The organism is Bacillus sp. 7894-2 (assembly GCF_002272225.1).
Classification (GTDB): domain Bacteria; phylum Bacillota; class Bacilli; order Bacillales; family Cytobacillaceae; genus Cytobacillus.
In genome coordinates, this window is the sequence record NZ_NPDG01000089.1 from 26045 (window position 1) to 40126 (window position 14082).

A 14082-nucleotide genomic window follows, 5' to 3' on the forward strand; every position below is an offset into this window, starting at 1 on the left:
TCAGGGCACTTGCCCTTTAGAAAACAGCTCAAAATAAAAAGCCTATCCTAATGTAGAATAAGCTTTGTCAAGAAACTATTAATTTTCATCTGCTTCGGTTTCGGTTTCTGTTTGTTTATCCTGGCAGCGGTAACAAATGCCATGGAACGTTAGGCGGTGATCTTTTATTTTAAAGTTCCAGCGGCGTTCAACCACTTCCTCTACGTCTTCAAGCAAATCTTCCTGTATTTCATCAACAGCTCCGCACTCAATACAGACTAAATGGTGGTGAAAATGGGCTGCCCCTTCCTGACGCAGGTCATAGCGGGAAACTCCATCACCGAAGTTGATTTTATCGACAATTTTTAATTCAGTCAGCAATTCAAGTGTTCTATATACAGTTGCCAAGCCTATCTCAGGCGATTTCTCTTTTACTAGGAGGTAGACATCTTCCGCACTTAAATGATCCTCTTCGTGTTCTAACAGGACGCGAACTGTTGCCTCTCGCTGTGGTGTTAGTTTATAGCTGGATGAATGCAACTGTTTTTTGATTCTTTCAATTCTGCTTTCCATACCGAAAGTCCCTCCCTCGCCACTAACATTCTCATTATAACAGAAATAAGTTCACATTCAAAATAAAATAATTATAAATAACAAACGATAATTAATTTAATATAATAATAATTATAATAATCTTTAAAACTGTTTTAAACCTCTTTATATGTACCCTATATTATAATTTTTATCCTTTTCCCGTATAGCAAAAAGGCAGAGCCAGCCGCTCTGCCTTTAGCATGATTTTTATCAGGATTGGATTGAACTAACAACAGACTTCATTAAAACAGGCGAGATAAATGCCTCTACCCCAGCTGCAGCGATTAGAAAGAGAATGGCCACCGCAAAAGCAATCATATATCTTCCGAAAAGGGGCATCATGGGCTGTCCGGCTTTCTTCATAAATTGTCTTCTAATCATTTTTAAAGAGAAAGACACAGCCAGTGTTGCAGCGATGATAAAGATAGGTATGATGATCAGGTTCTGGGGGAGGACCGATACGAAGGAAAGCAAAAATCCTTCCCATCCCATTCGGTTAACGAGAAAGCCAACTGTAAAGCCAACCACCATGCCTTTCATAAATAACAGAATCAGAATGACTGGCAGTCCAATTATGGAAATTCCCAAAATCCACATTAATCCTATAAATTTTGTATTATGGAAAAAGCTTTGTTTGAATAATTCATCCGCTGCTGCAATATGTCCATCTGATACTTGTCCAAAAAACTGAGAAAGATAATAAAATAAATCTTCTTTTTGTGTAAAACTCAAGCTATTTACAACTATAGCTCCAAAAATGACACCCATCAGAAATAAGACAATAACAAATAAATAAATTGAGGAATGTTCGCGAAAGTGGGCTGCGGCGGCGTTCTGGTACATTTTTTTCTTCATTGCTCTTCCTCCTAAGACAAAACAAATTGGATATTAAATTGTATGCCTGTCCCGGAATTGTATGACAAAGAATTGCGCTGCTCACAAGAGTGAAAAAAGTTCTTGAATACTCCCTATGTTTTTGCTATAATTTTCAAAATTATTTAAATTATCATTGGGGGCACTGGAGAAAATGGATCCGATTTTAATAGGTTTTCCAGAAAGAATTGAAACAGAAAGACTTTATATGAGGCCCGCCTTGCCCGGAGACGGAAAAACTGTTCATGAAGCTGTGTCAGCTTCAGCTGCCGAGCTTAAAAAATGGCTTCCTTTTGCACAGAATGAACAATCAGCTGATGAAGTTGAGTCAGGTATCCGCAATTCCTATGCCAAGTTTATTCAAAGAGAAGATTTTCGTATCCATATTTATAGGAAAGAAGACGATGTATTTGTCGGCTCTACTGGCCTGCATCGCATAGATTGGAATGTCCGCAAATTTGAGATTGGCTATTGGGGAGATGTGAGGTTTCGGAGGAACGGCTATATTTCTGAAGCAGCCGCAGGCTTGACAAAGTTTGCCTTTGAGCATTTTCAAGCAAACAGAGTGGAAATCAGATGTGATCCGAAAAACATTAACAGCCGGAGAATTCCCGAAAAGCTGGGGTACACCCTTGAAGGAGTCCTGATTAATGACAGTCTAAGCGCAGACGGAAAAGAGCTTAGAGATACTTGTGTTTATGCTAAAGTAAGCAGCTAAAAAAATAGAGCCTCAATGGCTCTATTTTTTATGAATCAACAATTCTGCCGTACTTGCCTCCGCCCCCTGCCTGGAGGTTTAGCTTTCCTTCACGGGCTTTTCCAATAAGCATGGCTGTTTTCTCAGGAATTACTTTACTGATTTCTGAGAAAGGTACATCATGAAGAATGGCCATTTCAGTTCCGAAATGATTCAGGAGCTTCTCGAGCATTTTCGGGCCTAACCCTGGTATGAACTCAAGAGGGACCTGATGAATATAAGGCGGCCGTGCAACGGGCAATCCTCCGGAAGATTTTAGTTCAGAGATCCGGTCAGCCACGCCTCTGATAAATTTGTGGTGACTGCAATTCCGGCATTTACCCTTCTCTTCATCAAAGGGGCCGAAACATTCAGAACAAACAGTCTGATGGTATTTTCCGAGCAGAGGATCCAGGCCGTAATTGGCTTTAACCCTGCATTTTTCTTTTTCGGCCAAAGCCTTGTGCAGTTCAGCAAATGTAGGTGCTTCCATTTCCAGAACCTGATATTCTCTGGCGATCTTTTTTAGTGAATGGGCATCTGAATTTGTTAAGAATGTATATCTGTGGAGTTCAGCTATTTGATCAGCCATCATCGTATCTGCACTAAGCCCCAGCTCAATTGCATCAATTAAATCAGGATCAAAAACCTCTGACAGCGACCGCTCTACGCCTTTTCCGAATAGGCTTTTAAATGGGGTAAAAACATGGGCAGGAATAAAAAGCCCATCCAGTTCCTTTACTTTTTCCTGCAGCATTCTGCCTGAGGCATAAATTCTTTGAGAGCTTAATGTTATGTTCTTCAAATACCCTGTCAGCCAGGCAGAGAAATCCTTAATGGCAGATAGGGTTGGAAAGTAGCAAAGGACATGAATAGGGCCTTTACAGGAATCATCATAAATTTCAAGCTCCGACCCGGGAATAATCGTCAAATCTCCGTATTGAAGTCCCCCGTCCTTATGCTCGGTTATAAGGCCTTTTTGGGCCAAGTCCTCGATTTCAAGTATGACTTCAGGAGAATGACAGTCAATAATGCCAATGATATCAAGCCCCTTTTCATTGCGGGCATGCCTGATGATATTAGTGAAGGTAAGGGATTTAGCGCCTGTTATTTTAACTGGCTTTCCCGTAAACGTGCGTCCAATATGGATATGAAGATCAGCAAAAAAGCGCTTCATGCTATTTTTTCAGCGCCTCTTGAAGCTGCAGATATTGGATTGCATAAGCTGTTTTCGCATCATAAACCTTTTGCTCCCCAAGCAGGGATATTGCTTCCTCCAGGGTTACCTCCAAAAGGTTCACAAATTCATCTTCATCAGGCGATGCGGCATTTTCTTTTTTCTTAAGGCCCTTTGCTATATATAAATGTACGAGCTCATCGGCAAATCCGGGAGAAGTGTAGAATGAGATCAGCCATTCCATTTCCGTGCAGCCATACCCCGTTTCTTCTTCCAGTTCCCTTTCTGCACACACGCTGGGTTCTTCTCCTGCTTCAAGCTTTCCGGCAGGAATTTCAGCAATAATCTTATCCAGCGCTTTTCGATATTGTTCAACCATCACTATTTTATTATCTTCTGTTACTGCCAATACAGCTACTGCTCCGGGATGTTTGATAATTTCCCGCTTCGATGTTTTGCCATTCGGCAGTTCAACATCTTCCACCTGCAGACTAATGACTTTACCTGTGAAAATTTCTTCCGTCTTAATTGTTTTTTCTTCTAGGCGGCTCATTGTTTTCAGTCACTCCTGTTCTATTCCGGTAATGATTGCTCATACATTTTATCATACTTGATGAGGGGGAGTATGGCATGAAGGTGTATGTCCATGATAGGGGAGTTATTCTGGCCGGTAAAGCCTGGGAAGTCCGTGAGAAACTAAAACAATACAGCAGGCAGTATGTTCTTGTAAAAGACTGGGTTGAATCTCATAACATCAAAAAATGATAAGCCTCTAAATTTGAGTATGCCTCATTTGTTTATGTACAATTAAAGAAAATATTCAAATGAGGTGAGTACTTGAAGAAGAGAAGACTTGGAAACTCAGACTTGTACGTAAGTGAGCTTGGCCTGGGCTGCATGTCAATTGGCACCAGTCCGTCCCAGGCTCAGGAAATTATAGAAGCGGCCCTTGAAGAAGGAATCAATTTTTTTGATACAGCTGATTTATACGACTTTGGCGAAAATGAAAAGCTTGTCGGGCAATCCTTAAAGAATGTCCGCGAACAGGTGATCATTGCAACCAAAGCCGGTAACCGCTGGAATAAAAATAAAGACGGCTGGAGCTGGGATCCCTCTAAACGCCATATCAAAGAAGCTGTAAAAGACAGCTTAAAAAGACTGGCTACGGACTATATCGATTTATATCAGCTTCACGGCGGCACGATCGAAGATCCGATTGATGAAACCATTGAAGCATTTGAGGAACTAAAGGAAGAAGGATACATCCGCCAATATGGCATTTCCTCCATTCGTCCAAATGTAATCCGAGAATTTACATCAAAATCATCCATTGTTTCTGTCATGATGCAATATAGCATTTTAGATCGGCGTCCTGAAGAGGAAGCGCTGCCTCTTCTAAATCAAAAAGGCATCAGTGCTGTTACTAGAGGACCGCTGGCCAAAGGGCTGCTCAGCGACAAAATGCTGGACAAAGCATCAGAATCGATAAAAGAGAAAGGCTATTTGGATTACAGCTATGCTGAATTGGAAAAAACGCTCACCAGTATACGGGAAAAAATTTCAGATGAGCGTACTATGAATGAGATAGCATTTCAGTATAATCTCGCGGACCCGGCAGTCGCTTCTATTACAGCAGGTGCCAGCCGGGCTGATCAAGTAAGAGCCAATGCAGAAGCAGCAAGAGCCATTCCTCTCAACGAAGATGAATTGGCTATCATTAAATCTATTGCAAAGCTAAATAAATATGAGCAGCATAGATGATAGAAAGTCTATAATTTAAGACAAGGAAGGGGCTGACGGAAAAGTCGGCCCCTTCTTTTAATGTTATTTGTATTCTTTCCAGTTAAGATCGCTTTCTCCAAGCAGTTCTTCAAAACTTTTATTTTTTTCGCGCAGTCTACTTTCCTCTCTTTTTCTGCGCTCTTCTTCTTCCTTCTGTTTATCTTCAGCAGCCTTTAATTCCTGCTTTTTCCCTTTCAGCTGCTCCACCAGGTCCTGGTTCAGCATGTCGCCTAGCGTGACTGGTTTGTCGTCTTTCTTAGGCTGGGAATGGTGTTTTTTCTTTTTCATATAATCCCCTCATCAACTGATTTTGCCATTTATTATAGCATATTTTATTATTCATGAAGGAAAAGGCTTAATCACTCTTTATGGTAAAACTCCAGAAACTCAATTCTGTTTCCGAATGGATCATCTACAAAGAATCTCTCTCTTCCTTCTATCGGAGGTTCTTCCTTTATTGTTATTTTCTGCTCTTGAAGACTGCTTCTCAAGACTTCCAGGTTTTCCACAATAAGTCCAGGGTGGGCTTTTTTGGCAGGAAGGAAGCCCTCCTGCACCCCGATATGAATTTCCTGATTTCCGCAAATAAACCAGCAGCCTCCCCGCTTTTGAAGATTTCCAGGCTTGGGAATTTCCTTCAGGCCAAGCTGTTCACCGTAAAATTTTCTGGCTTCCTCCTCGCAGCCTTTCGGAGCTGCCAGCTGGATATGGTCAATTCCTTTAAAGGAAAAACTCATTTTTTCTCCTCTTTTCTTTAGGATGAAAATAATGAAAAGCACAGCATGCAGCTGTACTTTTCAGATGTATTAGTATGCTTCTGTTACAACGTTTTCATCAACCTGCAATTGGGGTTCTGTCGAATTGATAATGTCCTCGATTGTAAAGCCTTTAGCTACTTCAACAAGCTTTAAACCGGACTCGGTGACATCGATGACTGCCCGCTCAGTTATAATGCGGTCAACGACGCTTTTACCTGTTAAAGGCAGACTGCATTCTTTAAGAATTTTTGATTCGCCATTTTTATTAGTGTGATCCATAATGACAATGATTTTATTTGCGCCATGAACCAGATCCATTGCACCGCCCATTCCCTTGATCATTTTTCCGGGAATCATCCAGTTGGCAAGATCTCCATTTTCAGAGACTTCCATACCGCCGAGAATGGCAATATTCACATGGCCGCCTCTGATCATTGCAAAAGATTCAGCACTATCAAAATAAGATGATCCCGGGATGGCTGTAACTGTTTCTTTACCTGCATTAATCAAATCCGGATCAACTTCACTTTCTGCAGGATACGGGCCGATGCCCAGTAATCCATTTTCAGATTGCAGGACCACTTCCTTATTATCAGAAATATAATTGGCAACCAATGTTGGCATACCGATTCCCAAGTTCACGTAAAAGCCATTTTCAATTTCTTTTTCGGCCCGTCTGGCAATTTTTTCGCGTACTGCCGCTTTATCGTTACTCATGACACCCTCTCCTTCCGTCACTGGTATTTATTTCTTCACCGTCAGTCTTTCAATGCGCTTCTCCTGTTTCCCTTCAATCAGTGATTGAACATAGATGCTTGGGGTATGAATATAATTCGGATCCAGTTCACCAATCTCATAAAGCGTTTCCACTTCTGCAATTGTCACTTTGCCGGCTGCTGCAATCATCGGATTGAAGTTTCGGGCTGTTTTGTGATAAACAAGATTGCCCATCTTATCGCCTTTCCATGCCCTCACAAGGCTGAAGTCTGCTTTCAGCGCTTCTTCAAGGAGATATTCCTTCCCGTCAAACACCTTCGTCTCTTTCCCCTCTGCAATAGGGGTCCCTACTCCAGCCGGTGTGTAGAAAGCGGGAATGCCGGCACCGCCTGCACGGATTTTTTCTGCCAGTGTTCCTTGAGGAAGCAGCTCTACTTCAATTTCCCCTGAGAGAACCTGTCTTTCAAACTCTTTATTTTCCCCAACATATGAGCCAACCATTTTCTTAATTTGTTTATTTTTTAAAAGCAGTCCAAGTCCCCAATCGTCAACACCGCAGTTATTCGAAATGACTGTCAGATCCTTAACCCCTTTTTCAACTAAAGCCAGAATAAGGTTTTCCGGAATTCCGCACAGACCGAAACCGCCAACCATAAGGACAGCACCATCGTGAATTTCCTGAACCGCTTCACTGAAGGAAGTACAAATTTTCTTCACTTCAATCGCTCCTTTCATAAAAAAAATACTTATTTACTAACTTTTATCAGAAGCAACTTATGCAAGCTCCACCACTGTAGCTACCCCTTGGCCTCCGCCAATGCATAGAGTTGCAAGGCCTTTCTTTGCCTGTCTTTTTTGCATCTCATGAATAAGAGTTACGAGGATTCGTGCTCCGCTTGCGCCGATCGGATGTCCGAGTGCAATGGCCCCGCCATTAACATTCAGAATCTCCTTGTTAAAACGAAGCTCCCTGTCAACTGCCAGCGACTGGGCTGCAAATGCCTCGTTTGCTTCAATAAGCTCCAATTCATCCATAGAGACAGATGCCTTTTCAAGCGCTTTTTTTACGGCAGCAACAGGACCAATGCCCATAATGCTTGGATCAACACCCGCACTTGCATTTCCTTTAATCGTCACTAATGGTTTAAGCCCCAGTTCATCTGCTCTCTTTCTGCTCATAACCAGCAATACAGCCGCACCGTCATTAATCCCTGACGCATTTCCGGCTGTTACGCTTCCATCTTTCTTAAACGCCGGACGCAGGCCTGCGAGCTTTTCAGCAGTTGTCCCTTTTTTCGGATACTCGTCTGTATCAAAAACGACCGGATCCCCTTTTCGCTGAGGAATTTCCACCGGAACGATTTCATCTTTGAATTTTCCTTCTTCAATTGCCTTTGCCGCCTTTTCCTGGCTGTCTGCGGCAAATTTGTCCTGTTCTTCCCTGCTCAGCTCATATTTCGAACAAAGATTTTCAGCCGTAACTCCCATATGGTAATCATTAAAAGCACACCAGAGACCGTCTGAAATCATCGAATCTATAAGTTTTTGGTCTCCCATTTTAAAGCCATTTCTTGCATTTTTCAGTATGTAAGGCGCCTGGCTCATATTTTCCATGCCGCCTGCAATCACAGCTTCGGCATCACCGGCTAAAATGGCCTGTGCTGCTAAATGGACCGCCTTCAGCCCTGAACCGCAAACTTTATTAATTGTCATCGCGGAAACGCTTTCAGGAAGACCCGCTTTAAGAGCTGCCTGCCTTGCTGTGTTTTGGCCCAGGCCTGCCTGCAGGACATTCCCCAGGATTACTTCATCTATTTGGTCCGGTGTTACACCTGCTTTTTCAAGAGCGCCTTTTATCGCTATCGCCCCAAGCTCTGGTGCTGAAACATCTTTAAGACTTCCATTGAAACTGCCGATTGCTGTCCGGACAGCGCTGACTATTACGACTTCTGTTTGTGACATCTCTCTCATCCTTTCAAAACATCTCTTTGCTTATATTCGTTGAGGAATATCAAAATTCCTTTTATTTTGTCAAAATTTCTATTATTCTTGCAATCGAAAATACTTTCCTAATACAATAAATTTAAGAACTTTGAGAAAACGCTTACCAAAAATTAAATTATGAAACGGGAGAGGAAAATATGACGCTTGCATTTCCAGATAAAGTAACAATTATTGAAGTGGGGCCACGGGATGGACTGCAAAATGAAAAGTCGTTTGTACCGACTGAGGTTAAGAAAGATTTTATTAAAAGCTTAAAAAATGCAGGATTAACAGAATTGGAGCTTACTTCTTTTGTGTCGCCTAAATGGGTTCCGCAAATGGGGGATGCAGCTGAAATTACGGCAGATTGCCTTGGTGCGGATACAAGGGATATCGTGCTTGCCCCGAACCGCAAAGGCATTGATAGAGTATATATGACTGATTGCCGGGCTGTAGCCGTTTTCGTCGGTGTCAGCAATACATTCAATAAGAAGAACATCAATAAAACCACTCAGGAAAGCATGGATGAAGTAAAACCGATTATCGGAGAATTGAAGGAGAAAGGCTACTTTGTCCGCGCATGCATCTCTACAGCATTTTATTGCCCGTATGAAGGAGCCATCAATCCTGAAGATACAGTTAGGCTATGCCGTCAATTTACAGAGGCAGGAGCTGATGAATTAAGCGTGGCAGATACGATTGGGATGGCTGCTCCCCATGAATCATATGGGCTATTTTCCCGTTTGAAAGCAGAGTTTCCTAATACCCTTATCACTGCACACTTCCACGACACAAGAAAAATGGCCCTTACAAATATTTTTGCAGCCCTGCAGGCAGGTGTTGACCGGTTTGACACATCCGCCGGCGGACTTGGCGGATGCCCATTCGCCCCTGGAGCTGCAGGCAACGCTGCAACAGAAGATGTTGTTTATATGCTTGAGCGCATGGGAATTGAAACCAATGTTAATCTGGATCAATTAATGGAAGCTGTAAAAATTGTTCAGCCTCATCTTTCCAGGCCGATTGAAAGCACGTATTTCAGGCTAAATGCTCAAACTGCCGATTCCTCCAGCTAAAAGCCAAAACGCACAGCAATAAGCCGCCGCAGTGCGGCTTTTTTTGTGTCGCAAGTCCTTCATAATATTTCATTTTGTCCCGGCTCACATCTCTGTTTTAATTTTAGCCATAATGGTAAAATAAAGAAAAAAGATGGAGGGATGGGTTTGAGAAGGTTTTTGCGCTATATATTTTCCATCGTTCTCTTTCTTGCATCACTCGGCGTCTATTTTACAAATAGGCTTATGTTTATGAAAAAGAAGGAAGATGACTTTATTTTAGAAAGGGAGAAGGAGTCCGGCAGGCTTGATCTGATCAAGTATGAAAACCTCCCGAAAAGAGAAGTGCTTATTCCTTCTCCATTTGGCTATAACTTAAAAGCCGTGGCTGCCGAACCCCATAAAAACAGCCGCTATATCATTATTTCTCACGGGGTTACGGAAAACAAAATGAATTCGATTAAATATATGAACCTCTTCCTGGAACGGGGGTTTAACGCTGTAATCTATGATCATCGCCGCCACGGAGAATCCGGGGGGAAGACGACAAGCTACGGGCATTATGAAAAGTTTGATCTAAAAGCGATTGTTGATTGGCTTAAAGCGGAAAAAGGGCCTGATATTGAGATCGGCATTCATGGTGAAAGCATGGGGGCTGCCACCATGCTCCTTTATGCGGGAATGCTTGAAGACGGTGCCGACTTTTACATTGCCGATTGCCCTTTTTCTGATTTTAAGGAGCAGCTGACTTACCGTTTAAAAACTGAGATGAAGCTGCCCGCGAAACTCTTTTTGCCTGTTGCCGATCTATTCCTGCGAATGCGGGAGAAATATTCCATTGCGGACGTTTCTCCTATTTCTGTTATTGAAAATATAAAGAAGCCCATCCTGTTTATCCACAGCGAAAAAGATGATTTTATTTTACCGACCATGTCCGAAGCTTTGTATGAAAAGAAACAAGGCCCTAAAAAACTTTACCTTGCTGCCAATGGGATCCATGCCCAATCCTTTAACGAAAACAGAGAGGATTATGAAAAAGTAATTGATGAGTTTTTGGAGCAGTATGTCAGCAGCAAAGATACTTTATCACAATAATAGAAGCAGCTGGCTTCAATGCAAGCCAGCTGCTTCATATAAGATTCTCTAATTTTTCTTTTTCTTTATGATTTCCTTGCCGTCTGCCGACAGCCCTTTGGCAGTATGAAAGTCTCCCATTTTAAAATAATAGCGTTTTTTTTCTTTTTTAATAATAGCTGCTTCTTCAAATTTCTCTTCCGTGCCGGCTACCTCTACTTTTTTAATATCCCCGCTCTGAATCTCACCAAAAATAATCGGTAATCTGTTTTCTAATCTACCTTCGTTATCGTAATCATAAAAAGTATCTGTATAAACGGTCATATGTTCATTCTCATAATGCTCCCAATGGTTATGTCCTTCATTTTTCCAGCCTTTTTTGTCACTGCCCTTCAAATAGGCAGCCGCCATGGCTTCGACCTCATTTTGCCCATCATTCTGCTGCGTTAAATACAGCAGTATGACTCCATCTTTTACTTTTTCTTTATGTAAGACTTCTTTTACATTGAATGGAATTCCATCATCAATCGCCTGGCCCATTGTTGCTGTACTGCACCCCGACAAAATCAGGAAAGCTGCCGCCAGAAAAAATAACTTCCACTTCATTCGAATCTCCCCCAATCAGCACTCTCTTCACCCATAATGACAAACATCTTGTTATCTAACCTTTTACTAATATATTAAAACCTTATTTTCCAAAATTTTGGAAGGGTATTTTTACCTATGCAGCCTATTAAAAAGACCGCTTTCCTTCAGCGGCCGTCTGCTTCATTTTATTTTGTTTTATCAATAAAGCTCATTCTTGGGTTTAAATACTGATTCGGGCTTTTTAACTGAAAGCAATTTGCCTTCTCTGAAAAGTCTATCGTTAAATTTTCATCCAAAAATACTTCCTTGGATTTTTCCACATATATGCTGCCGGTGTTTGTTTGGATTTCCCTGTCATCTTCATCAAGCTCTTCAACAAGCCAGAGTGCCGCCACTCCGCTTACCACACAGCCGCATCCGTCTATATCATACTTTAGTTTTATAAATCCATCTTTGCCGGCAATCCGTCCCGATAATTTTTCTGCCGCCAATTCAGTTAATGTTATTTCCATGTTGTAAAACTACCTCCCCTTTGCATATGCTGATTTTAACACAGATAGGCATAACATGCTTCTGAAAGAGACAGCTGCCATTGAGCCGCCAAATAAAGTTTTTTTAGAAAGGATGATTGGATATGTCCAAGGCGCAGATTAAAGTAATGGATAATGGATCGCTGCGTGTAACAGGTGATGTAGAGTTAATTGATATGGATGGCAATAAATTCGAAACAAAAAAAACCTTTTCCCTTTGCCGCTGCGGGAGATCCTTGAAAATCCCATTTTGTGATGGCACTCATAAAGGAACTTTCCAATCCTGTGTCCGCGCGGAGAAAACCTCCGATGACAAGCAATAAGGGTTGAAAACGGGGACAGTCATCCCCGTTTTTTTTTTTCATTTTTTTCTTGAATTCATCCAGTTCAGACAGCACTATTCTTCCGTAAACCGGGCATCCGCTATATCATTAATGGAGATACGGTGAATATCCCCAAACCGATCAACAATATGAAGCTTTTGGCCAAGGTCATCCCAATAATGGATGCTCCCGATGACCAGTTCATAATTTCTGCCCCTGTAATGTGTAAGTGTGACGTTCTTTTGAAATTCCATTGCCTCTGAAAGAATTTCATTCATATATTCAAGCTTCTGCTCATCCAATTCCCGCTTTTGCTCGTATGTGTCTTCCTTTGCCCAGTCTCTTAAGAGCTTTACATGTTCCGGCAGCATCATGGAAGTCCATTTAATTCTGCCCCGATCGCGAATCATAAGCTGACCCCCCTTTTACATTTTATGGCCGCCAACCAATGTCGCACGGTGTTTGGCGGTTCCTGCACCTGTATAAGAAACGGCTCTCAGCAGAGCTCCTCCTCCAAACTTGGAGCGGATCCGGTCGACAGTATAGCCGAGCTCCCTTTTTTTCCAGCCATCCAAGTCGAACAGACTCAGCTGCATTTCGCTATCATCCGTAATATTGCCGAGGGAAATGGAAATCTGCCGTACTGTTTTCCCCTCATAATTCTCGTCAAAAAGCTCGAGGCAGACCCGATAAAGATCCATCGTAATATTGGTTGGCTGATCAACGGTCCTGGAGCGGTAAAAACCCCCTCCGAATTCATCCTGGCTGTAGCCAAGGCCAAAGCTGATGGTTCTGCCGGCTTTGCGGTGGCTGCGGGCCCTTCTTGCCACTTCTTCACACATCTCAAGGACCACATGCTTAATTTCCTTTTCCTCTTTGTAATCCCTCAGTAATATCTGGCTTTTACCGAAGCTGATCTGTCCTGCCATGATCGGCGCGCCTATTTCCGACAAATCAATCCCCCATGCGTGGTGATAGAGCTGATTGCCCATAATCCCAAACTTCTTCTCGAGCTTAGCCAGATCATAGCGGGCAAGCTGGCCGACTGTAAAAACCCCCATTCCATTCAATGTCTTTTCAACACGGCGGCCGATGCCCCACATTTCCCGTAACGGGGATATATTCCACAGCTTTGTTTTTACATCTCCATACGTCCATTGTGCAACTCCCCTTTTTTTCGCCTCAAGATCCAGGCAGAGCTTTGACATTAGTAAATTAGGCCCTATTCCTATGGCACAGGGAAGCTGAAATTCCCGTTCAATATCATCTTTTATTTTCCAGGCAATCGTCTGGGCATTACCCCAGAGATGCACTGCGCCGTCTACTTTTATAAAGCTTTCATCGACACTGTACGTATGGATGGCCTCCTTGGGGACATAACGGTTAAACACCCTGGTGATTTCAGTGGAGATTCTTAAATAAGTCGCCATTTTCGGCTCCTCAATTCTAATGCGCGGATCTTGGGGGACCTCAAAAAGACGGGACCCTGTCTTTATTCCAAACTCTTTTTTCATTCGCGGAGAGGCCGCCAGAACAACGCTCCCCTTCCGTTCCACATTCCCTGCAATTACAAGATAGCAGTCAAGAGGATCCAGACCAAGCATGACAGCAGAACAGCTTGCATAAAAGCTCTTCATATCAACACACAAAATTTGATCGTTCGGCATTGAGCTGTAATCAATCATGACTTCGACATCCTCCTTCAAAAAAACATAAGGCTCTGCTTATCAGCTTCTATGCTGCATAGCCCCTCTGAACCCAAAAATATTACAGGAACATCCGTTCTGTATATGTATACCCATTATATTAAGCGAATATGCGTTCGGTTTCAATGGAAATTTTACGCGGTTTTTCTTAAAAGTGGTTCTTTCTCCCCGGGATAGACGCCTCACCAGCCAAAAACAAAAGAAGCT

19 protein-coding genes are annotated in these 14082 nt (G+C 42.5%); 6 read left to right on the top strand and 13 right to left on the bottom strand.

What is annotated here, in order from left to right; translation table 11 throughout:
* Positions 1-78: 78 nt before the first annotated feature.
* On the bottom strand, positions 79-552 hold the full coding sequence (gene fur / locus CHI10_RS13385) for a ferric iron uptake transcriptional regulator (RefSeq protein ID WP_095244750.1): 474 nt from the start codon (positions 550-552) through the stop codon (positions 79-81).
* Positions 553-783: 231 nt separating this feature from the next.
* Positions 784-1428 carry a stage II sporulation protein M gene (gene spoIIM / locus CHI10_RS13390; protein WP_095244751.1) on the bottom strand — a complete coding sequence of 215 codons (645 nt, stop codon included), beginning with the start codon at positions 1426-1428 and terminating at the stop codon, positions 784-786.
* Between the two features lie 172 nt (positions 1429-1600).
* Here spoIIM and CHI10_RS13395 point away from each other — a divergent pair, with 172 nt between their 5' ends.
* The gene (locus tag CHI10_RS13395) at positions 1601-2164 is read left to right on the top strand and encodes a GNAT family N-acetyltransferase (RefSeq protein WP_095244752.1); all 564 of its coding nucleotides are present in this window, start codon (positions 1601-1603) and stop codon (positions 2162-2164) included.
* A 28-nt stretch (positions 2165-2192) separates the two neighbouring features.
* On the opposite strand, the gene CHI10_RS13400 is transcribed toward CHI10_RS13395, so the two are convergent.
* Together CHI10_RS13400 and CHI10_RS13405 are read right to left on the bottom strand one after the other, a co-directional pair.
* Complete coding sequence (locus CHI10_RS13400; protein ID WP_095244753.1) at positions 2193-3359, bottom strand: endonuclease Q family protein; 1167 nt, start codon at positions 3357-3359, stop codon at positions 2193-2195.
* Position 3360: 1 nt separating this feature from the next.
* Entirely contained in the window at positions 3361-3912 is a 552-nt protein-coding gene (locus tag CHI10_RS13405; RefSeq protein WP_095244754.1) for an NUDIX hydrolase, read from the bottom strand.
* 77 nt (positions 3913-3989) lie between these two features.
* On the opposite strand from CHI10_RS13405, the gene mciZ reads away from it, so the two are divergent.
* Both mciZ and CHI10_RS13415 read left to right on the top strand, forming a co-directional pair.
* Positions 3990-4124: a Z-ring formation inhibitor MciZ gene (gene mciZ, locus CHI10_RS13410; protein WP_095244755.1), complete on the top strand. Its 135-nt coding sequence runs from the start codon at positions 3990-3992 to the stop codon at positions 4122-4124.
* 72 nt (positions 4125-4196) lie between these two features.
* Positions 4197-5120, top strand: a complete 924-nt coding sequence (locus tag CHI10_RS13415) for an aldo/keto reductase (RefSeq protein ID WP_095244756.1) — start codon at positions 4197-4199, stop codon at positions 5118-5120.
* Between the two features lie 63 nt (positions 5121-5183).
* Here CHI10_RS13415 and CHI10_RS13420 read toward each other — a convergent pair whose 3' ends face one another.
* The 5 genes from CHI10_RS13420 to CHI10_RS13440 all read right to left on the bottom strand — a co-directional run bounded on the left by CHI10_RS13420 (position 5184) and on the right by CHI10_RS13440 (position 8578).
* Positions 5184-5429, bottom strand: a complete 246-nt coding sequence (locus CHI10_RS13420) for a YqkE family protein (RefSeq protein ID WP_095244757.1) — start codon at positions 5427-5429, stop codon at positions 5184-5186.
* A gap of 71 nt (positions 5430-5500) precedes the next feature.
* Positions 5501-5878, bottom strand: coding sequence for a VOC family protein (locus tag CHI10_RS13425; RefSeq protein ID WP_095244758.1), 378 nt, complete (start codon positions 5876-5878; stop codon positions 5501-5503).
* Between the two features lie 69 nt (positions 5879-5947).
* Positions 5948-6616, bottom strand: a complete 669-nt coding sequence (locus CHI10_RS13430) for a CoA transferase subunit B (protein WP_095244759.1) — start codon at positions 6614-6616, stop codon at positions 5948-5950.
* A gap of 27 nt (positions 6617-6643) precedes the next feature.
* On the bottom strand, positions 6644-7333 hold the full coding sequence (locus CHI10_RS13435; protein ID WP_095244760.1) for a CoA transferase subunit A: 690 nt from the start codon (positions 7331-7333) through the stop codon (positions 6644-6646).
* Positions 7334-7390: 57 nt separating this feature from the next.
* Positions 7391-8578, bottom strand: coding sequence for an acetyl-CoA C-acetyltransferase (locus CHI10_RS13440; RefSeq protein ID WP_095244761.1), 1188 nt, complete (start codon positions 8576-8578; stop codon positions 7391-7393).
* A 179-nt stretch (positions 8579-8757) separates the two neighbouring features.
* Here CHI10_RS13440 and CHI10_RS13445 point away from each other — a divergent pair, with 179 nt between their 5' ends.
* Both CHI10_RS13445 and CHI10_RS13450 read left to right on the top strand, forming a co-directional pair.
* Positions 8758-9675, top strand: a complete 918-nt coding sequence (locus CHI10_RS13445) for a hydroxymethylglutaryl-CoA lyase (RefSeq protein ID WP_095244762.1) — start codon at positions 8758-8760, stop codon at positions 9673-9675.
* Positions 9676-9822: 147 nt separating this feature from the next.
* Positions 9823-10749 (top strand): alpha/beta hydrolase, encoded by a 927-nt coding sequence (locus CHI10_RS13450; RefSeq protein ID WP_095244763.1) that lies wholly within the window; start codon positions 9823-9825, stop codon positions 10747-10749.
* A 48-nt stretch (positions 10750-10797) separates the two neighbouring features.
* Here the strand turns inward: CHI10_RS13450 and CHI10_RS13455 are convergent, their stop codons facing one another.
* Positions 10798-11334 carry a hypothetical protein gene (locus CHI10_RS13455; protein WP_095244764.1) on the bottom strand — a complete coding sequence of 179 codons (537 nt, stop codon included), beginning with the start codon at positions 11332-11334 and terminating at the stop codon, positions 10798-10800.
* A gap of 167 nt (positions 11335-11501) precedes the next feature.
* Entirely contained in the window at positions 11502-11828 is a 327-nt protein-coding gene (locus CHI10_RS13460; protein ID WP_095244765.1) for an iron-sulfur cluster biosynthesis family protein, read from the bottom strand.
* A gap of 122 nt (positions 11829-11950) precedes the next feature.
* Here CHI10_RS13460 and CHI10_RS13465 point away from each other — a divergent pair, with 122 nt between their 5' ends.
* Complete coding sequence (locus tag CHI10_RS13465; RefSeq protein ID WP_095244766.1) at positions 11951-12169, top strand: CDGSH iron-sulfur domain-containing protein; 219 nt, start codon at positions 11951-11953, stop codon at positions 12167-12169.
* 74 nt (positions 12170-12243) lie between these two features.
* On the opposite strand, the gene CHI10_RS13470 is transcribed toward CHI10_RS13465, so the two are convergent.
* Both CHI10_RS13470 and CHI10_RS13475 read right to left on the bottom strand, forming a co-directional pair.
* On the bottom strand, positions 12244-12579 hold the full coding sequence (locus CHI10_RS13470; RefSeq protein ID WP_095244767.1) for a YolD-like family protein: 336 nt from the start codon (positions 12577-12579) through the stop codon (positions 12244-12246).
* 15 nt (positions 12580-12594) lie between these two features.
* Positions 12595-13854, bottom strand: a complete 1260-nt coding sequence (locus tag CHI10_RS13475) for a Y-family DNA polymerase (protein WP_095244768.1) — start codon at positions 13852-13854, stop codon at positions 12595-12597.
* Positions 13855-14082: the final 228 nt, after the last annotated feature.